Consider the following 23,654-nt stretch of genomic DNA (forward strand, 5'->3'; position numbering starts at 1 on the left):
CGTCATGGACTACGACGCCACCGAACCCGAATCCCAGGTCGCCGCAAGCTATCTCAAATCCGACGGGGAGATCGAGGCCAGCCTGCGCCCGAAATCCCTCGACGATTTCATCGGCCAGCTCCGCGTGCGCGAACAGTTGGCGCTGGTACTGCGCGGCGCCAAACAGCGTGGCGGCACTCCGGACCATGTGCTGCTGTCCGGCCCGCCCGGTCTCGGCAAGACCAGTATGGCGATGATCATTGCCGCGGAACTCGGTACGGCACTGCGCATCACCTCGGGTCCGGCATTGGAGCGCGCCGGTGATCTCGCCGCCATGCTGAGCAATCTGGTCGAGGGCGATGTGCTGTTCATCGACGAGATCCACCGGATCGCCCGGCCCGCCGAGGAAATGCTCTATCTCGCGATGGAGGACTTCCGCGTCGACGTGGTCGTCGGCAAAGGCCCGGGGGCAACCTCGATTCCGCTCGATATCGCGCCCTTCACCCTGGTCGGTGCGACCACCCGCTCGGGTGCGCTCACCGGTCCGCTGCGTGACCGCTTCGGCTTCACCGGTCACATGGACTTCTACGATCCCGACGAGCTCCTGCGCATCCTGCTGCGCTCGGCCCATATCCTCGGCGTCACCATCGATCGCGACGCCGCTGCCGAAATCGCCGGACGCTCCCGCGGCACCCCGCGCATTGCCAACCGCCTGCTGCGCCGCGTCCGCGACTATGCCGAGGTCCGCGCCGACGGCCTGATCACCCGTCCCATCGCCCAGGCGGCGTTGGAGGTCTACGACGTCGACGTGCTGGGCCTGGATCGCTTGGACCGTGCTGTCCTCGGGGCCCTGGTCCGCAGTTTCGGCGGTGGGCCCGTTGGGGTTTCGACGCTGGCCGTCGCGGTCGGCGAGGAGGCTGCGACGGTCGAAGAGGTCTGTGAGCCCTTCCTGGTGCGCGCGGGCATGGTCGCGCGCACGCCCCGCGGTCGCGTCGCAACGGCTGCCGCGTGGGAGCATCTCGGCCTCGTGCCGCCTCCGGACCTGGTCTTCGGCTCCATCGAGGTCCGCGGCCGCGAACCCCACCCCACCCTCGACCTGTTCGAATGACCCACCGGCGCTAGCGGTGGTTGGCTCCATCTTCGAGAGCAGTGACGACCAGGTCGAGGAAGGCGTCCACCTCGTCTCGGGTGTAGCCGCGGGTGCCGAGGCGGGCTTCGGTGAAGCGGACCGCGCGGACTTCGGTGGTGGTGAGGCTGCCGGGTCCACCGTGTGCGAGGGTGGCGGCGACCAGGTCCAGGAAGGCGTCCACCTCGTCGGTGTCATAGCCGCGGCGGCCGACCGCGGCCTGGGTGAACTGCATGTGGTGCACATCGTCGGGGGTGAGCAGGGCGGCGGGGCCGGAGCCATTGCCGCCGACGGGGACCGGGCGGCTGCCGCGCTGGCGGAATTCCAGTTCGATGCGGACCCGGTCGAGGAATTCGTCGACCTGGTCGGCCTGGTAGCCGCGGCCACCGAAGCGCGGGGCGTCGAAGGCGACGTGGCGGATATCGTCGGCGGTCAGCACACCCTGCCCATCGAGCGTCGCGGAGACGAGTTCGAGGAAGGCGTCGACCTCATCGGCGTGATAGCCGCGGTGTCCCATCGGCGGCATGGCGAAATGGATTCGGCTCACGTCTTCGGGGGTCACCCGCGACATTGTGTCAGGGGCGGTGCCCTGCTCTGGTCGAATACGCATTTTTCGAACTCGGCGGTCTCTACCGAACACGTGCTGCCCCCGTTGGCCACAGTCGATCTGGCTACACCCTAGCGCTGATCGCCGCGACGAACCGGTGGAGAATTGTCGGTCTCGCCGGAGTCGATTCAGTCCTTGCGCACGCCGTCGATGAGCAGTCGCCGGATCGCCTCGTTCAGTTCGCTGACCGCGGTCTCGTCCGGATTGCGCAGCCCCTGGACGATGCCCGCGATGAGCATGCCGGTGACGGCCTTGGCGGTGTTCTTGGTGTCGAGGTCGGCCCGCAGATAGCCGAGCTCGACACCGTGCGAGAGGTAACCGGCGGTGAGCGCGTCGGCCATATCGAGCAGTCCGTAGAGCCGGGTGGTGAGTTCGTCATCGATACCGGTGGCATGGAACAGCAGCAGTTGAGCGACCCGCCGGTCGGCCACCAGGATCCGGGTGAGGGCGGCGCCGATGCGGTCGATCTGGGCGCGGTATTCGTCAAGGGTGGTGGCGGCGTCGGGCGCGTTATCGGTGCCGAGCGCCTCGATGATCCGTGCGGCCAGATCGTCGATGACCACGTCGATGATCTCGCGTTTATTGCTGAAGTACCGGTAGAACGTGCCGTGCCCGATGCCCAGCTCATTGGCGATATCGGCGATGCCGGTGGCGTGATAGCCCTTGTCGGCGAAGCAGACGAACGCGGTGTCGATGATCTCCTGGCGCAGCTCGGCCTTGCGTCGCTGGATCGCATTGCCGGCCGCTGGTCGGGGCGCACGCATGGATGGCTTCGTCACCCACCCGATGATACTGTGTTCACAAACGGAATGAGATGTCATTCCATGAGAGACGGTTCCTACATTCCCGTTGGAATGTATTCAGCAGGAGGTTCGACGTGGCGCCTCAGTACGACGCGGTCGTGGTCGGTGCGGGATTCGGCGGAATGGGTGCGGGTATCGAGCTCGACCGGCTGGGTCTGAGCAACTTCGTGATCCTGGAGCGCGAGAACGATCTCGGCGGCACCTGGCACGTCAATCACTACCCGGGGCTCGCCGTCGATATCGCCTCGGTGACCTACTCGTATTCCTTTGAGCCCAACCCCTATTGGACGCGGCTGTTCGCGCCGGGCAAGGAGCTCAAGAAGTATGCCGAGCACGTCGCGGACAAGTACGGCCTGCGTCGTCGGATGCGCTTCGGCACCATGGTGGACGGCGCCCGCTGGGATGCGGAGCACCAGCACTGGGCCGTATCCGTCGCCGATGGTGAAACCATTACCGGCCGTTACCTTTTGACCGCGACCGGATTCCTGTCCCAGCCCTACACCCCGCCGTTTCCGGGTATCGAGTCCTTCGCGGGCAAGATTATCCACACCACCGCGTGGGAGGACGATTTCGACCTCACCGGCCGCAGGGCCGCCATTATCGGCACCGGCGCCACCGCCGTGCAGTTGGTGCCGGAGGCGGCCAAGAAGACCAAGGAACTCACCGTCTTCCAGCGCACGCCGATCTGGGTGGTACCCAAGATCGATACCGTGATTCCCGCGCCGGTGCAGCAGCTGTTCGCCCGTGTGCCCGCCACCCAGAAGGCCGCGCGGCTGGTCAACACCAGCCTGCTGGAGGCGCTGATGGTGCTCGGCGTGTTGCACTTCAAGCAGGCCAAACCGCTGAACAAGGCCGCAGGCGTACTGGCCAAGGCGCATCTGCGCGCGCAGGTGCGCGATAAGGAGACGCGCAAGCAGCTCACCCCGCACTACGACTTCGGCTGCAAGCGCCCCACGTTCTCCAACGCCTACTTCAAGACCTTCAACCAGCCCAACGTCCGGCTGGAGACCAACTCCATCGATCACATCGAGCCCGACGGCATCGTCACCGCCGACGGCCACAAGACCGAGATCGACACCCTGATCCTGGCCACCGGCTTCAACCTATGGGATGTGAACTTCCCGGCCATCGAGATCATCGGCCGCGAGGGCGTCGACCTCGGAAAGTTCTGGCGCGACAACCGTTTCCAGGCCTATGAGGGCATCACGGTGCCGAAATTCCCGAACTTCCTCAGCCTCAACAGCCCATATTCCTACAGCGGCCTGTCGTACTTCACCACCATCGAGGCCCAGATGAAGCATATGGGCCGCCTGTTGAAGGAGACCTTCCGTCGCGGCGAGACCACCTTCGAGGTGACCGAGCAGGCGAACCGGCACTTCCTGGATCGGGTCACCGACAAGCTGGGTTCCTCGGTCTTCTACGGCGGCGACTGCTCTCGCGCGCGCAGCTACTACTTCAACCAGCACGGCGAGGCCGCCCTGCTGCGCCCGACCAGCACCATCAACGCACACCGCGAGGCGGTCGCCTTCCCGCTCGATGATTACAGCTACGGCAAGATCGCTTAGCACGCCCCGTTGCGCAGCCCCGCGACCACACCACGGTCGCGGGGCTCGCTCGTTACCTGCGGCTTTTCGGCCCGGATGCGGATCGACATCGACCAGTGCGGTTGCGTGGAATACCTGTGCCGACCGGTCCGCGGACCGTGCCCTGATGCCCGCCGAAGCGGCGTTCTGGGACGTCAGGGGGTGTGCCGGTGTGGTGGCGACGACGCGAACTGGCAGACTGTTGGTTGTACTTGTCCATCCCACCCACAGACTAGGGACTGACTTCGACGATGGAACTGCTGTTTCCGCTGCTGCTGGTAGCCCTGCTCGTGCCCATGTTCCTCGGTGTGCGCCGCCAGAAGCGCGAGGCCGAGAAGGTCACCACTTTGCAGGAAAGCCTGAAGGTCGGCGACCAGGTCACCACCACGTCGGGGCTCTACGGCACCGTGGTCGATATCGATGACGACACCGTCGATCTCGAAATCGCCGAGGATGTCGTCACCACCTGGCTGCGTCAGGCCATCCGCGATGTGCGTACCACGGACGAGACCACTGATGAGGCCGTGGCCGACGAGATCGCCGCCGACGAGATCGAGGCCGGTCCCGTCGAGGAGTCCGCGCAGCAGACCGAGACCCGGCTGACCAAGGACTGACCCGGTTCCAGCGGTGTACCCGCGTGCAGACGACCGCCGCGGGCGGTCCGTCCGGGTGCCCGGCTGTGCGTGCCCGCCTGTTCCACCCTCGACTTCCGCCTAGGAGATGACGAACTGTGCCACCTTCCCAGGGATCGGCGCATCCGCTCCGGTTGCTCGGCGTCTACGCCGTGCTGCTGGCCGTGATCTATGCGCTGGTGTTCTTCGCCGGTGACCATTCCCCGACCCCCAAGCTGGGCATCGACCTACAGGGCGGTACCCGGGTCACGTTGACCGCCCGCACCCCCGACGGCAGTAAGCCGAGCCAGGACAGCCTGCGCCGGGCGCAGACGATCATCGAGAACCGTGTCAACGGCCTCGGTGTGTCGGGTTCCGAGGTCGTCATCGACGGCGACAACCTGGTGATCACGGTTCCGGGTGACGACGGTGGCCAGGCCAAGGCGCTGGCGACGACCGCCAAGCTCTATATCCGTCCGGTGCTCCAGGCCGTGCCCGCGGTCGGCGGCAAGGGCACGCCGCAGGCCTCGGGTACCGCCGGGACGACTCCGGGCGCCATTCCGGACGCCACGCAGCTCAACCCCGACGGGACATTGCCGACCCAGCCCACACCGACCACCCAGTCCGCGCCGACCACCGCCGCGGTGCCGACCACCGAATCTGCACCCGCTGCGGAGTCGACCCCGCAGCCGCGCGTCTTCCCCGCACAGGCACCGACCTCGCCCCCGGCCCCGCCCGGCGGGCTGACGCCGCAGGAACAGGCGAAGAAGGAGATCGCGGACGCCAAGGCGACCCGACAGAGCACCGATCCCACGGTGCAGCAGGCCGCGATGGCCGCGATGGACTGCAGCAAGGCCGATCCGCTGGCCGGTAACGACGATCCGAATCTGCCGCTGGTCGCCTGCGCCACCGACGGCAAGGAGATCCTCCTGCTCGACAAGAGCCGGATCGACGGCCAGGAGATCAAGAACGCCACCTCGGGACTGAACCAGCAGCAGGCCCGCCACGAGGTGAACCTGGAGTTCAAATCCGAGGGTAGTGACGCCTGGGCGACGCTGACCGGCGAATACATCAACAAGCGGGTCGCATTCGTACTCGACTCGAAGGTGGTCAGCGCGCCAGTCGTGCAGTCGGGTCCGCAGCAGGGCGGTCGTACCACCATCTCCGGTAGCTTCACCGCGGCCAGCGCCAAGGAGCTCGCGAACACCCTGAAGTACGGTTCGCTGCCGCTGTCGTTCCAGACCTCGGAGGCCGAGACGGTATCGGCAACGCTGGGTCTGTCCTCGCTGCGCGCCGGTCTGCTCGCCGGTGCGATCGGTCTCGCGGTGGTGCTGCTGTACTGCCTGGCCTACTACCGGATGCTCGGCTTCCTCGCCGGATTCTCGCTGGTCGCCTCGGGTGTCGCGGTGTACGGCATCATCGTGCTGCTCGGCCGGTGGATCGGATTCACCCTCGATCTGGCCGGTATCGCCGGTCTGATCATCGGTATCGGTCTGACCGCCGACTCCTTCGTGGTGTTCTTCGAACGCATCAAGGACGAAATGCGCGAGGGTCGCAGCTTCCGCTCGGCGGTGCCGCGCGGTTGGCAGCGCGCCCAGCGCACCAACCTCTCCGGTAAGACCGTCAGCCTGATCGCCTCGGTCGTGCTCTACATTCTGGCCGCCGGCCAGGTGAAGGGCTTCGCGTTCACCCTGGGCATCACCACCGTCCTCGACGTGATCGTGCTCTACCTGGTGACCGCGCCGCTGATGATGCTGGCTTCGCGCTCGCCGTTCTGGGCCAAACCGTCGGTCAACGGGCTCGGCGCGATTCAGGAAGTGGCCAGGGAACGCAGGGCTGGCGAGGCTCTGGTGAAGGAGACGTCACGATGAGGACAGCATCGCGCAGCGATTCCGTGGGGGGCGGCGGTCGGGATACCGACGATCGTTACTCGACTGTGGAGCCACTTGCCGACGAGGTGAACGCATACGATGCCGCGCCGAAGCACAGCGTCTTCGAGCGGCTCTACACCGGCACCGGCGGTTTCAAGATCGTCAGTCGGCGGCGCTTCTACTACGCGCTGACCGCGGCCTTCGTGCTGATCTCGTTGCTGAGCATCGGAATTCGCGGATTCACCCTCGGCATCGACTTCGCGGGCGGCTCGCGCATTCAGTTGCCCGCGGCGGGGACCGCGACCACACAGAAGGTCGAGGACGTCTACTCCCAGACCATCGGCCACGCCCCGGTGACCGTGCAGAAGGTGGGGTCCGGTTCGGCGGAGACCATTCAGGTCCGCTCCGATACGCTGAGCGCCGCCCAGACCGACGCGCTGCAGACCGCGCTGTTCAACGCCTTCCAGCCGAAGGACAAGGACGGCAACGTTTCGCGCAACGCGATCAGTGTCGCGGAGATCAGCGAGACCTGGGGTAGCCAGATCACCAAGAAGGCCGTGATCGCGCTGGTGGTCTTTATCGCGCTGACCATGGTCTACATCGCCATCCGGTTCGAACGGGATATGTCGATCGCGGCGATCGCCTCGCTGTTCTTCAACATGATCGTCACGGCGGGTATCTACTCGCTGGTCGGCTTCGAGGTGACCCCCGCCGCGGTGATCGGTCTGCTGACCATCCTCGGCTATGTGCTCTATGACAATGTCGTCGTCTTCGACAAGGTCGAGGAGAACACCCGCGGTGTGGTGAATACGTCTCGACGCACCTATGCCGAACAGGCGAACCTCGCGGCGAACCAGACGCTGATGCGTTCGATCAACACCACCGTCATCGGCATTCTGCCGATCGTCGGCATGCTGGTGATCGCGGTGTGGCTGCTCGGCGTCGGCACACTGAAGGATCTGGCGCTGGTGCAGCTGGTCGGCATGGTCGTCGGCGCGTACTCGTCGATCTTCTTTGCTGTGCCGCTGCTGGTATCGATCAAGGAGCGGTGGGGTCCGGTCGCGGCGCACACCAAGAAGGTGCTCAACAAGCGTGCCGGATTGGCGTCGGCGCGTGCGGGAGTCGAGGCGGAGCGGCGCGCGGTCGCGGCAACCGGCCGGGATCTGGATGCTCGCCCCGTGCGTGAACCCGGACAGGCCCCGCGTCCCGGCGCTCGGCCGAGCGGAAAGCGGAACAAGCGCAGGCACTGACAGCCGACGGCAGGGGTTTTCCTTGATGAAGCAGTCGCTAGCGGCACGTTTGATCGGAGCGGTGGCTGCGGGCACCGTGGCCGCCACGGTGATGGCCGGGTGCTCGAGCCAGAACCAGGTGCCCTCCATCGGCTATGCCGTCGATGCGGTGATCGCCAGTTACAACGGGGGCACCACGCTCGGCGCGAGCAGCGGCTCGGACGCGGTGTTCGCGCGCGTGTTGACCGGGTTCTTCTACACCGGCCCCGATGGCCAGCAGATCGCCGATACCGATGTGGGCACCGCGAAAGAGGTGCCGGGCGAGGCGCAGACCGTGCAGTACCGGCTCAACGCGGACGGTGTGTACTCCGACGGCGTGCCGACCTCGTGTGACGATCTGGTGCTGGCCTGGGCCGCGCGCAGCGGCCGGTACACCAAACCCGGTGACCGCGGCCAGGTTCCGCTGTTCGATGCCGCGAGCACCGCCGGATACGCCGATATCGAACGGGTGGACTGCCAGCCCGGCTCCAAGGACGCGACCGTGGTGTTCCGCGGGGACCGGCACTACCTGCCGTGGCGCAATCTGTTCGCCGCGGGGGAGTTGATGCCCGCGCATGTGGCGGCGCGGGTGGCGAATGTGCCGAATGTCGTGACGGCCGTGCAGTCCGGTGATCAGGCCGCATTGCAGCGGATCGCCGACTTCTGGAACAACGGGTGGACCATCGGCGCGGACAAGTTGGATCTGAGCCGATTCCCGTCGTCCGGACCGTATCGGATCGATTCCTACTCCGCCGAAGACGGGCTGGTCCTGGTCGCCAACGAACGCTGGCGGGGCAATAAGCCCGAGACCGGGCGGATCGTGGTGTACCCGAAGACCGCCGATCTGAAATCGAAGGTCGGCGACAATGCGGTCGGGGTCGTCGATATCGGTGCCGGATCGGTGAAGGACATCAATCTGGACGGATTCTCGGTGCGGACGATACCGGGACGCGGTGTCGAGCAGTTGGTGCTCGGGACCGGCGGCGTCTTCGGTTCGGCCGACGCACGGCGCGCCTTCGCACTGTGTGTGCCGCGGCAGGCGCTGTTCGACAAGCTCGGCAAGGCCAAGGACGCGCCGAAGAGCGGGCTCGGCACCGGGATGCTGAATTCTCGCATCACACAACAAGATTCGCTGTACTATTCGGCCGTCATCGGCGCGGCCGACAAGTACCAGGGCGCGAACGTATCCGGCGCCACCGCGGCCGTTGCCGGCGCGGGTGCGTCGAATCCGACCGTCCGGATCGGGTATCTGAAGCCGGACGAGCGGCGCACCCAAACCGTGCAGATGATCGCGGATGCGTGCAAACCGGCGGGTATCAGTGTGGTGGACGCCGGATCGCCCGATTTCGTACCGTCCCAGCTCACCGAGGGCAAAGTCGACGCCGTCCTCGGTAGCACCGCGTCGACGCCGGGTCCGGCCGGATCCGAGACCGGTGTGGCCGCGATCAGCGCGTTGCGCACCGGTAGCGGGCTCAATTTCGGTCGCTTCGGGAATGGCCGCTACGATTCGATCACCGATCAGCTTGCGGGCGACGACAACTCGACCACAACGCTGAATCTGCGCACCGAGGCCGAGAACCTGCTGTGGGCGGAGATGCCGAGCATTCCGTTGTTCGCCACACCCCGCACCATCGCATTCGGTGACGGCCTGCGCAACGGGATAGCCGGGCCCACCCAGACGGGAACCGGCTGGAATATGGACCGCTGGGTGTTGCGGCGGTGACAGGTGTTGGTGGGTGAGTAATCATGGAGAGGTGTCGATGAGCAAGCACGCGGCGGTGGAAACGGATGACGTCCTAGCCGAGCGGACGGGCAAAGCCGCCGAATTGGTCGAACGCCTCACCCGCTGGCGCGACGATTTTCCCTCTCCCGGCGTCCGGTTTGCCGATCTGACGCCGGTTTTCGCCGATCCGGAGGGCTTCCGGGCGGTTGTCGACTGCCTTGCCGCCTGTGCGCCCGATGCCGATCTGGTGGCCGGGGTCGATGCGCGTGGGTTCATTATCGCCGCGGGTGTGGCCACAACATTGGGTACCGGTGTCATGGCGGTGCGGAAGGCGGGCAAGCTGCCGCCGCCGGTGATCTCCCGCGAGTACAGCCTCGAGTACGGCACGGCCGCCCTGGAGATCCCCGCCGATGGGGTCGAGCTGAGGGGCCGCCGCGTCCTGCTTCTCGACGACGTGCTGGCGACCGGTGGGACATTGGCAGCGGCGGCTGACCTGTTCAAGGCTGCCGGTGCCGAAATCATCGCGGCCGCAGTGGTTTTGGAGCTCGGCTTCCTCAATGGGCGCGATCGCCAAGGGGATTACCCGTTGACGTCGGTGGTCCGGATCTAGTTCGCGGTCCGCGGAAACTGGTTTGCCGGTAAGGGTTCGGGCTGCGAGGATCGCCGGGTGGTTGCCTCCGCGCCGATGCGGCAGATTCGGTCGTCATATGACGATTCGACAGTTGTGGTCTATCAAGCGTATTCGCCGCATATCGCCGAACCCGCCCTCGCCGCAGGGACTTTCGTGAGTCCCTTCAAGCGCGAGCGGATGACATGGATCAAGCCGTCGTTCCTGTGGATGATGTATCGCTGCGGGTGGGCCAGTAAGCCGGGGCAGGAACGAGTGCTCGCCGTCAGCATGACCCGCAGCGGATTCGAGTGGGCATTGGCGCGGGCATGCCTGAGTCACTATGTGCCGGAACTGTATTCGGATCGCCGGGAGTGGGCCGAACGGTTGCGGACGAGTCCGGTGCGAATTCAATGGGATCCCGAACGTGATCTGCATCACCGGCCACTGCCGCATCGGTCGCTGCAGGTCGGACTGGGCGGCGCGGCGGTTGACGCCTATGTCGACACCTGGATCACCGGGATACAGGATGTGACCGATCAGGCGTGGCGGATCCGTGAGCTGGTCGCCGCCGGGCAGTTGGATATGGCCGCCGGGGTGCTGCCCGTTGAGCGGCCGTATCCATTGTCTGCGGAGATCTCGGCTGCTATCGGTGCTGGCGGGTAGCGGATCAGGGCTTTCGGACCCGGGTAGTTGAGGCGGGTTACCCGGTCCTGTCGCCGCAGCGCATCGTGTGATTCAAATATCAGTGGCGCGAGATCCCCGGTTGCGCTTAACCTGTGTAAGTCTTATCCCGGTTGATCGGAGTCATGTCGTTGCTCTCATGAGGTAGCCACTCGGGCGGCCCGCATCCGCGCGTCGCGTTTCCGTAGCAACCTCTGGGGTCCGCATGACCAATCTTTCCCTTTCCGATCTCACCTTTTCCTGGCCCGACGGCACGTCCGTATTCGACGGGCTCGATGCCGTGCTCGGCCCCGGCCATCTCGGCTTGGTCGGTGGCAATGGTGCGGGCAAGTCCACACTGTTGCGGCTGATCGCGGGTGCGCTGACGCCAGCACGCGGTTCGGTCACGGTGACCGGGCGGCTCGGTTATCTGCGTCAGGATCTCGGCCTCGGCACCGGTCAGCGCGTCGATGAGGTGCTGGGTATCGCCGCGATACGGAAGGCGTTGCACCGCATCGAATCCGGCCTCGGCGAGGAGTCGGACTTCGACACCGTCGGTGGGCAGTGGGATGTCGAAGAGGGCGCCATCGCGCTGCTCGGTCGACTGGGTCTGCACTACCTCGCCGATTCGGTCGAACAGCTGGACCGCCGTCTGGAGACGCTCTCCGGCGGGGAGACGGTACTGCTCGGTCTGGTCGCGGAATTGCTGCGCGAACCGGATGTGCTGCTGCTCGACGAGCCGACCAACAACCTGGATCAGCATGCCCGACAACGCCTCTATGAGGTGGTCGGGCAATTCTCCGGCACCGTCCTCACGGTCAGTCACGACCGCGAGTTGCTGCAGCGGATGAGCACGATCGCCGAACTCCGGCAGGGCGAATTACGTTTGTTCGGTGGCAATTTCAGCGAATACGAGCGGATCATCGAGGCGGAGCAGGAGGTCGTGCGGGCCACGATCCGCGACGCGCGCAGTGACGTCCGCAAACAGGCGCGCGAACTGGTCGAGACCCGGATCAAACTGGATCGCCGAGCGCGCTACGGGCAGAAGATGTTCGAGAACAAGCGCGAGCCCAAGATCGTCATGGGTGCACGCAAGCGGGCCGCGCAGGTGTCGGCGGGCAAGTTGCGCAATAACCACATCGAAAAGCTGGACACCGCAAAGGAACAGCTACAGCAGGCCGCGGACCTGTTGCGCGACGATCGGCACATCCGGGTCGATCTGCCCGGCACCCGGCTGTATCCGGGCCAGGATGTCATCGATCTCGACCAGGTCGAACTGGCCTGCGGGCCCACCGTAACGCTGCGGGTGTCCGGTCCGGAGCGGATCGCACTGACCGGCCGCAATGGCGCGGGCAAAACCACGCTGCTGCACCGCATTGCCACGGCACCGCCGAAGGTCCCGTGGCGGATGTTGCCGCAACGTCTCGATATCTTCGACGAGCACCGTACGGTCTTCGAGAATGTCGCCTCGACCGCGCCGCACGCCTCCGCCGAACAGATCCGAGCCCAACTCGCCCGCTTCCTGTTCCGGGGTGCCGAAGCCGATGTCGCGGCATCGGCCCTCTCCGGCGGCGAACGCCTGCGCGCCGCCCTCGCCATGCTCCTGCTCGCCGACCCGGCCCCCAAACTCCTGCTACTCGACGAGCCGACCAATAACCTCGACCTGCCCAGCCTCGACCACCTCACCCAGGCCCTCGCCAACTACGAGGGCGCGCTGATCGTGGTCAGCCACGACCCCCGCTTCCTCGATGACATCGGGATAACCAGGCGCGCGGAGTTGAGCACCGACGGACTGACCGAAACCCTGATCCGGTAGCGCTATCCGCGCGCGGCCCGCCGCATGACCCCCGGATGCCGCAACAGTCGCGGACCCAGCTTCACCGCGAGGAAGCTGAGCGGGAGCCAGGGCCGCAGATGCGGGTTGAGTCGGCGAATTCGGCCGTCTGCGGCCAGTTCGAGGATCATGGCCTCGGTCATTCGGAAGGGACCGACGCTGGCCTCGGCCAGTAGAACGCGGCGGTCGCCGTCGCCGATGTTCTCGGTCCAGCGCAGGTGCGAGAGGCTGCCGTAGGCCGCGGTCAGCAGGATGCGCAGGTCATCGTGACCGCGGAAGGTGAGGCGGCCGGACAGCGGTGAGGTCAGCTCGGCATCGGGTGCGAGGGTGCGCATCATGGCGTCGATATCGGCGGCCTCGGTCGCCTCGCGGAATTGTGCCACTGCGTCGGACATCGATCACCTCTCGGCGTTCGGTTCATCGGTCGTATCGCAACGTAATCGAGTCACTTGCAAAAAGCAATGGACTAGGATGTTGTGATGCCCAAAGCTGCCATGTCCGACATTGTGTGCTCGATCGCGCGAACGCTCGACGTGGTCGGGGAGCGGTGGACGCCGCTGATCCTGCGCGATCTGTTCGTCGGGGTGAACCGGTTCGAGGACATCCGCCGCGATCTCGGCATCGCCTCGAATGTCCTCACCGCACGCCTGGATACGCTGCGGGAATACGGGATTGTCGAGGCGCGGGCGTATCAATCGAATCCGGTGCGCCACGAATACGTGCTCACCGAACAGGGCCGCGATCTGTATCCGGTGCTCACCATGCTCATTTCCTGGGGTGACAAGTGGCTCGCCGGGCCCGCGGGCCCACCTGCGCTGGTCGTGCACCGGGACTGTGGGCACGAGACCTCCGGGGTGGTGGTCTGCCGCGCCTGCGGTGCGCCGCTCACCGCGGACAACGTCTACTGGCGGCACGGCCCCGGCGCGCAGCGAGGGCCGGGGACCATGCTCATCGGCGACCATCTGGAACCGGCCCAGTAGGCCGCCGCGCACCCGCTCGAGTTGAGCGACTTGCTCGGCTACAGCATGATCAATGCGATGGACCCGGTGCTGCAAGCGATAGCCGACGTCGATTGGGACGAGCTGGAACATGCCTATGGCCCCGCGGCCGATGCTCCGACGCATCTTCAGGCGCTGCTCGGCGGTGATGCCGAAGCCTGTGTCGATGCCGTCGGCTATCTCGATGCCGCGCTATTGCACCAGGGCAGTGTGTACTCCGCCACCGCGCCGTTCGTCGCGATCGTGGCCCAATTGCTGCCGCGCCCGCATACCGCGATGACGATCGAGGACATCCTGCCGTGGGATCCGGAGCCGCGCTCCTTGCGGGTCGCGCTGCTGGATTACCTCGAAATCTTCGCGCACAGTTGTTGTTCCGGAATTTCGGATGCGCAGCTCTATGCCGAGGCCTATCCACCCGGTCGCAGCGAGGAGGATCTGCAGCGGGTCAAGGCGAATCGGCGTGCCGGGCTGCTGGAACTCGGTCCCGATCCCGCAAAAGCCTTACTGGTGGAGCATGTTCCGACACCGCCCGGCCTGCTGGCGGCAATCGATGACAACGAATTCCGCACGGCGATGCGGGCGCGGGACGAGATCGCCTGTCGCGCGGTGATTCCCAGCGTGATCGAGGCGATCGAACCCCTGGTTGACGATGCGGATGCGGTGGTGCGCATCGCCGCGCTGCGCGCGCTGATCGAGCTCACCGCGCATCCGGCCCTGACCGCGAAGCGGTCCGCATTGCTCGACCGGCTCGACACCATCGCGCCGACCATTCCGGATCCGGCCGAACGCGCCACCGCCGCAAGGGTTTCGGGCATCCACGGCGGCCGTCCGGAACGGCTGCTCGCCGATCCCCATCCCGGTGTCCGCGCCTGCGCTGCCTTGGCGCCCGCATTCGCCGCCGAACAATGCGCCACCGACGAACTCCTGTCCGCGTTGGAGCGGCCGGAGGCCATCGACGAGTGGTTCAACCGCTACCTACCCGGGCAGGACGGCTGGCTGCGCCACGATGTCATCCGCGAACTCGTCGGCCGCGTCCACGATTTCGAGATACTGCTGCCCGCCGCCATCGAAGCGGCCTGGGTCGCCAACGAGCATACCGTGCGCAACGACTGTATTTCGTTCCTGCACAGAGCCTTTCCTGATCCGATCTCCGACGAATCGGAGCTGTCCGCCGCGCAGCTGTCCTATCTCGCGGTGCTGGCGGAGATCGAGCCACTGTGGCAGACCGGTCAACTCGATCGCTGGTTCAGCGAGGCGGGTCTGCCCGGCGGCCGGGCGAGCTGCCGTCGGTTCGTCGAGCAGTAGCCGATTCGATCCATCGCCGCGGGCCGCGTCAACGGGTCCGCGCACGGAGAGTGGGTGTAGGGTCCTGACTTTCGCCGCCGGACCGCGGACACAAGGATGTGTATCCATGGGAATCGAGTTGAACGTGGCGGGGGTGTGCCGCGCGCCCACCGAGGACTTCCTCGATCAGGTCGGGGCATGGTTGCGGACCGGTCCGGCCGGTGCACGGATCGGCTGGACCGCCACGTCGGCTCCATTTCGGAAATCGGTGGAGATGTCCGGTGATCGCCTGCTGGCCGTGCTGCATCCGGCAGCGGAACCGGTCGATCTGCGCGCGGCGCACGGCCAGGTAGTGGTGAGCGCGGGGTGTGCTTCGGCCGGGCCGGGCTATCACCGGCACGTCGCCGCGGTACTGCATGAAATGGGCAGGCGCTTCGACATTGTGTGGGACGAGGGCACCGAGGATCCGCTCGGACTGGCCGATGACCGCGCCGAGGTCGAACGCGACTACCTGGTGTGGATCCGCACGCTCGCGCGGACGGTATTGACCGAGGTGCCCGCCGAGGGCGCCTGGGTGTCGATCGGATTATCCCTGGGCAGTGACCGATTCGACCATGATGGGCTGGCCGCGAGCTGGTTGGGTCCGCGCGACCGCGACTGGTTCCAGGCCGTCTCCGACGGCAATGAGGCGGCGGCGCGCGCATTCTTCCCGTGGTGGGACGACGGCTGGACCGCGCCGACAATGCGCAATACCGCGATGGGCATCATGTGGAACGACGTGCGGTGGCGCGCACCGACGGACGCCGATGACACCCCCGCGCTGCACCAGGCCGACGTGTTGCTCGCCGAGGCGCACCGGCTCGACGCCGCACTGGACCTGCCGTGGGCGGCCTGGCACGAATTGCGGTCGCTGCTGGCGGATTCGGCACCCATCGCGGCCGGTGCGCCCGCCGATCTGCCCGCGCGGGCCGCCGCGGATCGGCCCGCGCAGCTCGGCTACCGCCGCCGCTCGGTCCACACGACGCCGGTGTCCGGGTGGAGCCTGCAGATACCGGGTGATTTCACCTACGGCTGGGACGGCGATCGCTGGTGGGCCTGGGACGGCACCCGCCAGATCGAGATCACCATTCTGCGGGTCGGCGATGCGAAGACCGGTCCGCCTCCGGCCGCGATGCTGCAATACGGCGCCAACGCGACCGCGGGGCATCGCGGCGAGCCGGTCATCGGCGGACCAGGTGACGGGTGGTGGTTGCCCGCGGAGGACGGCGACGAGGTCGGGGTGCAGGGTATCGCCAGCCACCGCAACGGCGAACTTCTCCTGGTCACGATCAGCGTTCCGGGGTCACAACTGGGTTGGGCGATCGAGGTCTGGCGCTCGTTGGAATACGGCGGGGACTGATCGCACGTTTGTGGAAGCGGGTGCGCGCTCCCGTCGATCATGCTGGCCTTCCGACTCGATCAGGAGGTTCCCTTGGCAACTGTCATCGATATCGTCATCGGCCTGTTCTTCCTCGCGATGGGTGGGTATGCCCTCGCCGCACCGGCCGCGCTGATACGTCCCTTCGGCATGCGTCCCGAGCATGCCGTGGCCCGCTATGAGATCCGCGCCGTCTACGGCGGATTCGGTCTGGCGATGGCGGCGATGCTGGCGATCGCGGCGACTCACGATGGATCCCTGCGGTCCGGAATCATGTTCACGATCGGCGCCGCGCTGGGCGGAATGGCTCTGGGCCGCGTCGTCTCCGCCGTGACCGATGACCGAACTTCCTTCTATCCCAACTGGTTCTACTGCCTGATCGAAACCGTCGCGGCGGCGGCCCTGGTACTGACAGCCTGAGCCGAAACGGGTTGTTGCATCGCCGGTGGTGCCGGGCGCGCTGACTGTTGTCGGGGCAGCAGGTCGGTCGGATTGTCGAACCGGTTGCTGGTCGTGACCGGTGGTCAGGTGAGCCGTCTCGCGCGGCATATCGCCAACCCATCGAGGTTGTACCTTGTTCAACTACGACGGTGCGCGCCTGATCAGGCCTCCGGGCGATACGCATCGGCCTGTCTACGCGATCAACTAATGGTGAGCAGTTCGAACCCGCCGGGTGAATTCGGCGTCAGGGGATTTCGGCAGCGCGCTAATCGGGGCACTCTGGATGAGAGCCGCTGATCCAATGACAGGAACCCGATCGTGACACGTACTTTGACACAGCTGGAGTTACTGACCGAACTCGAACCCGTTGCCGAACAGAACCTCAACCGCCACCTCTCGGTCGCCAAGGCCTGGCACCCGCACGATTACGTGCCGTGGGACGAGGGCCGCAATTTTGCCGAGATGGGTGGAATCGATTGGGAGCCAGGACAATCCAGTCTGAGTGAGCTGGCAAAGGCTGCGCTGGTCACCAATCTGCTGACCGAGGACAATCTGCCGTCCTATCACCGACTGATCGCCGAATCCTTCTCGCGGGACGGTGCCTGGGGCACATGGGTGGGGCGCTGGACCGCCGAGGAGCACCGGCACGGAATCGTCATGCGGGACTACCTCGTCGTCACCAGAGGGGTGGATCCGGTGGCGCTGGAGCACGCGCGGATGGTCTGTATGACGACCGGGGTGCAGCATCCGACCGGAGTGGACGACAACGGATTCCTACCCGGCATCGCCTACGTGACATTTCAAGAGCTGGCGACCCGGGTCAGTCACCGCAACACCGGCAAGGTCTGCAACGACGCGGTCGCCGACCGCATGCTGCAACGCATCGCCACAGATGAGAACCTGCACATGGTCTTCTATCGCAACCTGTGCGGCGCGGCCATCGATCTGGCGCCCGACCAGGCGCTGGCGGCGATTTCGGCGATCATCCGAAACTTTCAGATGCCGGGTGCCGGTATGCCGAACTGGCGTCGCAACAGCGTATTGATGGCCAAGCACGGCATCTACGATCTGCGCCAGCATCTCGAGGAGGTCATCAACCCGGTGCTGCGCAAGTGGAACGTCTTCGAGCGCACCGACCTCACTGCCCGCGGCGAACAGGCGCGCGAGGAACTCGGGTTGTTCCTGGAGCGGCTCGGCAAGGATGTGATCAGGTTCGAGGAGCAGCGCGACCGGGCCTTGGCGCGCGAGGCGGCCAAGCGCGAGCAGTAGGACGCCTGAGCAGGTTCTTCCTGTCCGTGAAGATCAACTAGCGGTACCGATTCCGACCAGCGGACTCTTGACGAGCAGAGTTTTAGTCTCATACACTAAAACTAGTTTCACGGGAGGAAGTGACGAAATGGGATACGGACATTGGGACGACACCGCCTACCGCGCGGCCAAGACCTTCCGAGCCAGCCGAGGTCTGGACGACTTCGGATATACCGCCGAAATGCAGGGTCAGCCGTATCCGAGTTGGCAGGCGCATCCGGCACTCGATCCGCTCGGCGTCACCATGCGCGAATGCCGAGATTCCGATGAGCACGGGAGTTCGCTGCCGATCGCGGTGCTATTCGACGTCACCGGATCGATGGGGCGGGTTCCCCGGATCATGCAGGACAAACTCACCAAGCTGCACGGCCTGTTGCGGAGCAAGGGGTATGCGCAGGATCCGCAGATCATGTTCGGTGCCATCGGCGACGCCGATACCGATCGGGTGCCACTGCAGGTGGGGCAGTTCGAATCCGACAACCGGATGGACGAACAGTTGCGCAATATCCTGCTGGAAGGCGGCGGTGGTGGACAGAAGTCCGAAAGCTATGAACTGGCCGCGTATTTCATGGCCACCCATGTCGTGACCGACGCATGGGAGCGGCGCGGTAAGCGTGGCTATCTGTTCATCATCGGTGACGAGCTGAACAAGGCGAAGTTGGCGGGGCGGCACATCCGCGCCGTCATCGGCGATCATGTGCGCACCGATATCGACGTGGCCTCGATCTATCGGGAACTGGCCGAGCGGTGGCACGTGCACTACATCCTGCCCAACCAGTCGAGCTACTTCGACGATCCGGAGATCGCCGAGCACTGGTGGGGATTACTCGGTCAGAACTTCATGAAACTAGACGATCCGGCCGCGGTATGTGAGCTCATCGCACTCACCATCGGGCTCGCGGAGGACCGCGTCGATATGCATACCGGACTGGCGGACCTGCGCGATGTGGGGTCGGCGGCCGAGGCGGATTCGGTCGGAAAAGCGTTGGGCACCAAGGCGGGACCGAGTATGCGTGCGCTGTCTCGGGGGCGGAGTTGACATCGGCTCGGGCGGTGCGCATTCCGACAATGGGAAAGGCAAGGGGTGCAAGGTGATTCGGTCACACATCATAGTGATCGACCTCGGGTTCGGGGATGCGGGGAAGGGGGCAACCGTCGATTGGCAGTGCTCGCCGGACGCGGGGCTCGGCGTATCGGCGGTCGTGCGATTCAACGGCGGTGCGCAGGCGGCACACAATGTGATCGCCGACGGACGGCATCACACCTTCGCGCAGTTCGGATCCGGCACCTTCTCCGGCATTCCGACGCTGCTCTCGCGGCACATGCTGGTCGAGCCGATCGCGCTGGCGAGTGAATCGCTGCGACTGGCCGCGCTGGGGGTGCCGGATCCGCTATCGCTGCTGCGGATCGACGGGCGCGCGTTGCTCACCACGCCGATTCATATTGCCGCCAACCGTGCTCGCGAGGACGCGAGGGGTTCCTCGCGGCACGGTTCCTGCGGCCGCGGTATCGGCGAAACGGCCAGCTACGCACTCGAATTCGATGCACCGACCGTGTCGGACTGCCTGCGCCCGAACGTCTTGTACGCCAAGCTCCAGGCGCTGGCGGCGCATTACGGGCCGCTGATCGCGCCGAGCGCGCACCGCTACGAGCCGACTCGCGATCTGGTCGAGATGTTCCGGGAATTCGCCGCCGCCGTCCGCATCGTCGACGGCGGTGAACTCGCCCGCCTGGCCCGGCGCGGCTGCCTGATCTTCGAAGGCGCACAGGGCGTTCTGCTCGACGAATGGCGCGGCTTCCACCCGCACACGACCTGGTCCACTGTGGAGCCGCGCAATGCCCGCGCCCTGCTCGCCGAAATCGATGCTCCCGCATACACACTCGGTGTCACCCGCACCTACCTGACCCGCCACGGCGCTGGCCCGTTCCCCACCGAAGACCACACCATCGCGATCCCCGAACCGCACAATGCCGCCGGCCGCTATCAGGGCCCCTTTCGTCGCGGCCACCTCGACCCGATCCTGCTGCGCTATGCCATCGAGGTCTCCGGCGGTATCGACGGCCTCGCTCTCACCCATCTGGACGCCCCTGGAACCGGCTACGCCGCAACGGGATACGCGACACCGACCGGTCTAGTAGACCGCCTGGAACCGGGCCCATGGCAGGACCTCGACCACCAACGCCAGCTCACCGAACTCCTGACCACGTCCAACCCGATCCTGACACCCATCCCCGCCGACCCGATCCCATGGCTGGAACGCCAACTCGATACCCCGATAGTCCTGACGGCCAATGGTCCCGACCGCCGCGACCGCACCGCGATCCACACGGCGGCTGCCGTCGCCTAGGGCAATGACCATGCGAATGGTCCGTCGTGGTCGTGCGACGTTGCGGTGGCGCGGCACGCGGCGGTGTGCTGGCGCATGAGTTGTGGCAGGGCGCATTGCGTGGCGCACCGGCCTGCGGCACGGGTTGAGATGGTCTTGTTCGCGTGCCGCTCGGCGCAGGATGTCGGGGGTCCGGCAGGATGGGCCGGCGTGGAGCAATCCGTTGTTTCGGTCGATGTGGTGGCGTTGCGGTTCTGGGGCGATGACGCCGGGGTGAGCGTTGGTATCGCACCGCGGCAGATGGAGCCGTTCACGGGGCGGCTGGCATTGCCGGGCGTGCTGCTCGGGCGGGGGGAGCGGCTGGTCGCGGCCGCTCGGCGGGCCGTGCACACCAAGCTCGGGGTGCCGGAGGCGGCGATCGGGGCCGTCGGGCAGTTGGTGACCTTCGATGAACCGAACCGCGACCCGCGTGGGCCGACATTGTCCATTGCCATGTGGGCGGTGGTCGGACCGCACGAGGGGCCCGCCCAATGGGTCTCCTTCGATGCGGTGCCCGAACTGGCCTTCGACCACAATCGCATTGTCGATGCCGCCCGCAGCCTGCTCGCCCGGTTGCTCTGGAAGGATTTGACTTTCACCCGAGCACTGACCGGCGACGAATTTCCCGCCACCCGCGCGGTCGAACTCAGCGCCTCCGTCCACGGCACCCGCCCGGACCCGGCGAATCTGAACCGCACCCTGGCCGCCATCCCCGGCCTGGCCCGCACCACCGAACGCCGCCGCATCAAGGCCACCGGGCGCCCCGCAGCCATCTGGGCCTTCAGTCCCGACGAATAGCACAGCTGCCTGCCGAGTCGGTGCAGGTAAGGACGCAGGGTTCAGGGGCGTGGGGCGTACATGATGACCGCAACGCCGATGAGGCAGAGGGTGGCACCCAGGTAGTCCCAGCGGTCTGGATGGAATTTGTCGACGATCATGCCCCAGGCGAGTGAGCCCGCGACGAAGACGCCGCCGTAAGCGGCCAGGATGCGGCCGAAGTTCGGGTCCGGTTGGAAGGTGGCGACGAAGCCGTAGGCGCCGAGCGCGAGCACGCCCGCCGCGATCCAGAGCAACCCGCGCTGCTCGCGCCAGCCCTGCCAGACGAGCCAGGCGCCGCCGATCTCGGCGAGTGCGGCGAGGGCGAACAGCAGCAGCGACCGGGCGATCGTCATGCGGTAGAACGTACCTGCTGCGCCCCGCCGCGCTTACAGCTCATAAACCGCATAGGTGCGCCCGAGCACCGGATACGACACATTCCGCACCGGCACCCCGCCGGCAGTGCGTCCGAATTCGGTACCACCGTGCGCATGGCCGTGGATCGCCAGCACCGCACCGCCCGCATCCACGGCCTCGCCCAGATCGTGACACCCCAGACCCGGGTAGATCTTCGGCGGCTCACCTACCAACGTGTCGACGATCGGCGCGAAATGCATAAGGGCGATACGGGTTTCGCACTCCAGTGAGTCCAATGCGTGACGCAGCCGCAGCGCGTCCAACGGTCCACGGCGCATCCGCCGGCGATGTTCGGCACTGCCTTCATCGGGTCGGCCCGGATACCCCGGAAATCCACCGCTGCCACCCATCACACCGGCGATACCCAACCGCCGCCCACGCACGTCGAGGGTGACCGCATCGCCGTCGAGCAGATGCACCCCGAGGTCGGTGAGCATGGCGGCAATGCGGTATCCCAGACGCCGGTCGTGATCGTGATTGCCCAGCACCGCGACCACCGGCACCGGCAGCCGGGCGATCTCGGCGCACAGCAGATCCGCCTCGTACAGCGCGCCGGCCTCGGTGAGATCACCGCCGAGCAGCAGCACATCGGCGGTAATCCGCAGCAAGTCCGGACGGAAGCGCCCCGCGACGGCATCGCGCATATGCAGGTCCGCGACGGCGGCGATTCGGAGGGGTGCGGTGGCCGTGCCGTCGGCAGCGTGGAACATGGCGGTCAGCCAGCCACACATGCGGCGAGGTGTCAAACGGCTTCTGTTGTTCACCCCACCGATACGTGCCCGTGAGCAGTACGAATAGCTTTTAGCTATCGCGAGTTCAGTGGTTGTTCAGCGAGGCGACCAGTGATGGCGAGACCGATGAAACATCAATGAACACTCACTCGGTGAACTATCCGAAAGGCACAGGCGTACCGGATCGTTCCGGATATGAGCGCGCGAACCAGCACGTCCCTCGCACGCAGGCAACTGTTCTCCGGTGCCGTTGTCGCAGCGGCCGTTTCGACCGTCCTCGCCACCGGCCGCGCACAGGCCGCCACCCGAGTCGACAAGGTCGTCCTCATCGGACTCGACGGCCTGATGTACCGCAAGATCGAGGAAGTCCGCGCCCCGAACCTCTTGCGGCTCAGCGCCGAAGGCACCCTCGGCCGCACCTCCATCGCCCCGCATGTCACCATCTCCGGTCCGTCCTGGGCGACCGTGCTCACCGGGGTCTGGGGCAGTAAGCACGGGATCACCGACAACAATTTCGACGCCACCCCGTTCGCGAAGTACCCGACGGTCTTCACCAGGCTCGAACGCTCCGATCCGACCCTGAAGACCCAGTCCATCGCCACCTGGGATCAGATCGCCACTATGGCTGGCAGCGGTAACCCCCGCGCCGACGTCGTCATCTCCACCCCACCCGTCCCGGGTGACGACGACGAAATCGCCACCGATGCCGCCACCGCCGACAGCGTCGTCACCGCCATCACCAAATACGCCCCCGACTTCCTCTTCACCCACCTCGACCAGGTCGACCGCGCCGGTCACAAGCACGGCGGCGCAACCAGCGAATACCGCGACGCCGTCACCCGCATCGACACCCTGGTCGGCCGCATCGTCGCCGCCGTGGACGCCCGCGCCCGCGCCAACCCCGCCGAACGCTGGACCATCCTGGTCACCACCGACCACGGTCATCGGCCCAAGGGCGGGCACGGCGGCCAAACCCCAGATGAGACAACCAGTTTCGTCATCGCCCGCGGCCCGAACTTCATCGCGGGCGCGACCAGCTCCAGCTTCTCCCTGGTCGATATCACCCCAACGGTGCTGGACATCTTCCACGCCCCGCTCGATCCGGACTTCGACGGCCAGTCCCGCATCCGCCAGCCCGTTGAACCCTTCACCAGCCGATAGGGCACCTTTTTCGCACCTCACACGGTGATGTTTTCCGAGG

23 protein-coding genes are annotated in these 23,654 nt (G+C 66.1%); 18 read left to right on the forward strand and 5 right to left on the reverse strand.

The window, feature by feature from the left end; genetic code table 11:
• Nucleotides 1–4 precede the first annotated feature (4 nt).
• Nucleotides 5–1,087: a Holliday junction branch migration DNA helicase RuvB gene (gene ruvB / locus ABZW16_RS00760; protein WP_354950700.1), complete on the forward strand. Its 1,083-nt coding sequence runs from the start codon at nt 5–7 to the stop codon at nt 1,085–1,087.
• A gap of 10 nt (nt 1,088–1,097) precedes the next feature.
• On the opposite strand, the gene ABZW16_RS00765 is transcribed toward ruvB, so the two are convergent.
• A complete protein-coding gene (locus ABZW16_RS00765) occupies nt 1,098–1,676 on the reverse strand; it encodes a DivIVA domain-containing protein (RefSeq protein ID WP_354950907.1) in 579 nt (192 codons plus the stop codon).
• Nucleotides 1,677–1,840: 164 nt separating this feature from the next.
• Nucleotides 1,841–2,491: a TetR/AcrR family transcriptional regulator gene (locus tag ABZW16_RS00770; protein WP_354950702.1), complete on the reverse strand. Its 651-nt coding sequence runs from the start codon at nt 2,489–2,491 to the stop codon at nt 1,841–1,843.
• A gap of 98 nt (nt 2,492–2,589) precedes the next feature.
• Between ABZW16_RS00770 and ABZW16_RS00775 the strand changes: the two genes are divergently transcribed.
• From ABZW16_RS00775 to ABZW16_RS00810, 8 genes are all read left to right on the forward strand, one after another.
• Entirely contained in the window at nt 2,590–4,080 is a 1,491-nt protein-coding gene (locus tag ABZW16_RS00775) for an NAD(P)/FAD-dependent oxidoreductase (RefSeq protein ID WP_354950703.1), read from the forward strand.
• Nucleotides 4,081–4,349: 269 nt separating this feature from the next.
• A complete protein-coding gene (gene yajC / locus ABZW16_RS00780) occupies nt 4,350–4,712 on the forward strand; it encodes a preprotein translocase subunit YajC (RefSeq protein WP_354950705.1) in 363 nt (120 codons plus the stop codon).
• 116 nt (nt 4,713–4,828) lie between these two features.
• Nucleotides 4,829–6,580 carry a protein translocase subunit SecD gene (gene secD, locus ABZW16_RS00785; protein ID WP_354950707.1) on the forward strand — a complete coding sequence of 584 codons (1,752 nt, stop codon included), beginning with the start codon at nt 4,829–4,831 and terminating at the stop codon, nt 6,578–6,580.
• Entirely contained in the window at nt 6,577–7,830 is a 1,254-nt protein-coding gene (gene secF, locus ABZW16_RS00790) for a protein translocase subunit SecF (RefSeq protein WP_354950709.1), read from the forward strand. The genes secD and secF overlap by 4 nt, the downstream gene beginning before the upstream one ends.
• Before the next feature lie 25 nt (nt 7,831–7,855).
• On the forward strand, nt 7,856–9,571 hold the full coding sequence (locus tag ABZW16_RS00795) for an ABC transporter substrate-binding protein (RefSeq protein WP_354950711.1): 1,716 nt from the start codon (nt 7,856–7,858) through the stop codon (nt 9,569–9,571).
• 37 nt (nt 9,572–9,608) lie between these two features.
• The gene (locus ABZW16_RS00800; protein WP_354950713.1) at nt 9,609–10,181 is read left to right on the forward strand and encodes an adenine phosphoribosyltransferase; all 573 of its coding nucleotides are present in this window, start codon (nt 9,609–9,611) and stop codon (nt 10,179–10,181) included.
• 57 nt (nt 10,182–10,238) lie between these two features.
• Complete coding sequence (locus tag ABZW16_RS00805; protein ID WP_354950715.1) at nt 10,239–10,844, forward strand: DUF4291 domain-containing protein; 606 nt, start codon at nt 10,239–10,241, stop codon at nt 10,842–10,844.
• Between the two features lie 223 nt (nt 10,845–11,067).
• The gene (locus ABZW16_RS00810) at nt 11,068–12,657 is read left to right on the forward strand and encodes an ATP-binding cassette domain-containing protein (RefSeq protein ID WP_354950717.1); all 1,590 of its coding nucleotides are present in this window, start codon (nt 11,068–11,070) and stop codon (nt 12,655–12,657) included.
• Between the two features lie 2 nt (nt 12,658–12,659).
• Here the strand turns inward: ABZW16_RS00810 and ABZW16_RS00815 are convergent, their stop codons facing one another.
• Nucleotides 12,660–13,070: a nuclear transport factor 2 family protein gene (locus tag ABZW16_RS00815; RefSeq protein ID WP_354950718.1), complete on the reverse strand. Its 411-nt coding sequence runs from the start codon at nt 13,068–13,070 to the stop codon at nt 12,660–12,662.
• 84 nt (nt 13,071–13,154) lie between these two features.
• Between ABZW16_RS00815 and ABZW16_RS00820 the strand changes: the two genes are divergently transcribed.
• The 8 genes from ABZW16_RS00820 to ABZW16_RS00855 all read left to right on the forward strand — a co-directional run bounded on the left by ABZW16_RS00820 (nt 13,155) and on the right by ABZW16_RS00855 (nt 21,287).
• Nucleotides 13,155–13,655, forward strand: coding sequence for a helix-turn-helix domain-containing protein (locus ABZW16_RS00820; RefSeq protein ID WP_354950720.1), 501 nt, complete (start codon nt 13,155–13,157; stop codon nt 13,653–13,655).
• Between the two features lie 21 nt (nt 13,656–13,676).
• Nucleotides 13,677–14,978, forward strand: coding sequence for a hypothetical protein (locus tag ABZW16_RS00825; RefSeq protein ID WP_354950722.1), 1,302 nt, complete (start codon nt 13,677–13,679; stop codon nt 14,976–14,978).
• 106 nt (nt 14,979–15,084) lie between these two features.
• A complete protein-coding gene (locus ABZW16_RS00830; RefSeq protein WP_354950724.1) occupies nt 15,085–16,356 on the forward strand; it encodes a hypothetical protein in 1,272 nt (423 codons plus the stop codon).
• A 72-nt stretch (nt 16,357–16,428) separates the two neighbouring features.
• The gene (locus ABZW16_RS00835) at nt 16,429–16,794 is read left to right on the forward strand and encodes a DUF4345 domain-containing protein (protein ID WP_354950726.1); all 366 of its coding nucleotides are present in this window, start codon (nt 16,429–16,431) and stop codon (nt 16,792–16,794) included.
• A gap of 339 nt (nt 16,795–17,133) precedes the next feature.
• Nucleotides 17,134–18,084, forward strand: a complete 951-nt coding sequence (locus ABZW16_RS00840) for an acyl-ACP desaturase (protein ID WP_354950727.1) — start codon at nt 17,134–17,136, stop codon at nt 18,082–18,084.
• A gap of 127 nt (nt 18,085–18,211) precedes the next feature.
• Nucleotides 18,212–19,162 (forward strand): hypothetical protein, encoded by a 951-nt coding sequence (locus ABZW16_RS00845; RefSeq protein ID WP_354950729.1) that lies wholly within the window; start codon nt 18,212–18,214, stop codon nt 19,160–19,162.
• A gap of 52 nt (nt 19,163–19,214) precedes the next feature.
• On the forward strand, nt 19,215–20,471 hold the full coding sequence (locus ABZW16_RS00850; protein WP_354950731.1) for an adenylosuccinate synthetase: 1,257 nt from the start codon (nt 19,215–19,217) through the stop codon (nt 20,469–20,471).
• 189 nt (nt 20,472–20,660) lie between these two features.
• On the forward strand, nt 20,661–21,287 hold the full coding sequence (locus ABZW16_RS00855) for an NUDIX hydrolase (RefSeq protein ID WP_354950733.1): 627 nt from the start codon (nt 20,661–20,663) through the stop codon (nt 21,285–21,287).
• Nucleotides 21,288–21,328: 41 nt separating this feature from the next.
• On the opposite strand, the gene ABZW16_RS00860 is transcribed toward ABZW16_RS00855, so the two are convergent.
• Both ABZW16_RS00860 and ABZW16_RS00865 read right to left on the reverse strand, forming a co-directional pair.
• Nucleotides 21,329–21,661 (reverse strand): YnfA family protein, encoded by a 333-nt coding sequence (locus ABZW16_RS00860; RefSeq protein WP_354950735.1) that lies wholly within the window; start codon nt 21,659–21,661, stop codon nt 21,329–21,331.
• 33 nt (nt 21,662–21,694) lie between these two features.
• Nucleotides 21,695–22,453: a metallophosphoesterase gene (locus ABZW16_RS00865; protein ID WP_354950737.1), complete on the reverse strand. Its 759-nt coding sequence runs from the start codon at nt 22,451–22,453 to the stop codon at nt 21,695–21,697.
• Nucleotides 22,454–22,648: 195 nt separating this feature from the next.
• Here ABZW16_RS00865 and ABZW16_RS00870 point away from each other — a divergent pair, with 195 nt between their 5' ends.
• Nucleotides 22,649–23,614 (forward strand): alkaline phosphatase family protein, encoded by a 966-nt coding sequence (locus ABZW16_RS00870; RefSeq protein ID WP_354950739.1) that lies wholly within the window; start codon nt 22,649–22,651, stop codon nt 23,612–23,614.
• Nucleotides 23,615–23,654: the final 40 nt, after the last annotated feature.

Source organism: Nocardia sp. NPDC004604 (assembly GCF_040609795.1).
In the GTDB taxonomy this organism is placed as follows: Bacteria; Actinomycetota; Actinomycetes; order Mycobacteriales; family Mycobacteriaceae; genus Nocardia.

Bases quoted from the DNA above. Each gene is read 5' to 3' on its own strand.
- ABZW16_RS00765 (WP_354950907.1), bottom strand. From the start codon at position 1,676: ATGTCGCGGGTGACCCCCGAAGACGTGAGCCGAATCCATTTCGCCATG.
- ABZW16_RS00845 (WP_354950729.1), top strand. From the start codon at position 18,212: ATGGGATACGGACATTGGGACGACACCGCCTACCGCGCGGCCAAGACC.
- ABZW16_RS00815 (WP_354950718.1), bottom strand. From the start codon at position 13,070: ATGTCCGACGCAGTGGCACAATTCCGCGAGGCGACCGAGGCCGCCGAT.
- ABZW16_RS00795 (WP_354950711.1), top strand. From the start codon at position 7,856: ATGAAGCAGTCGCTAGCGGCACGTTTGATCGGAGCGGTGGCTGCGGGC.
- ABZW16_RS00830 (WP_354950724.1), top strand. From the start codon at position 15,085: ATGGGAATCGAGTTGAACGTGGCGGGGGTGTGCCGCGCGCCCACCGAG.
- secF (WP_354950709.1), top strand. From the start codon at position 6,577: ATGAGGACAGCATCGCGCAGCGATTCCGTGGGGGGCGGCGGTCGGGAT.
- yajC (WP_354950705.1), top strand. From the start codon at position 4,350: ATGGAACTGCTGTTTCCGCTGCTGCTGGTAGCCCTGCTCGTGCCCATG.
- ruvB (WP_354950700.1), top strand. From the start codon at position 5: ATGGACTACGACGCCACCGAACCCGAATCCCAGGTCGCCGCAAGCTAT.
- ABZW16_RS00800 (WP_354950713.1), top strand. From the start codon at position 9,609: ATGAGCAAGCACGCGGCGGTGGAAACGGATGACGTCCTAGCCGAGCGG.
- ABZW16_RS00860 (WP_354950735.1), bottom strand. From the start codon at position 21,661: ATGACGATCGCCCGGTCGCTGCTGCTGTTCGCCCTCGCCGCACTCGCC.
- ABZW16_RS00870 (WP_354950739.1), top strand. From the start codon at position 22,649: ATGAGCGCGCGAACCAGCACGTCCCTCGCACGCAGGCAACTGTTCTCC.
- ABZW16_RS00810 (WP_354950717.1), top strand. From the start codon at position 11,068: ATGACCAATCTTTCCCTTTCCGATCTCACCTTTTCCTGGCCCGACGGC.
- ABZW16_RS00820 (WP_354950720.1), top strand. From the start codon at position 13,155: ATGCCCAAAGCTGCCATGTCCGACATTGTGTGCTCGATCGCGCGAACG.
- ABZW16_RS00865 (WP_354950737.1), bottom strand. From the start codon at position 22,453: ATGTGTGGCTGGCTGACCGCCATGTTCCACGCTGCCGACGGCACGGCC.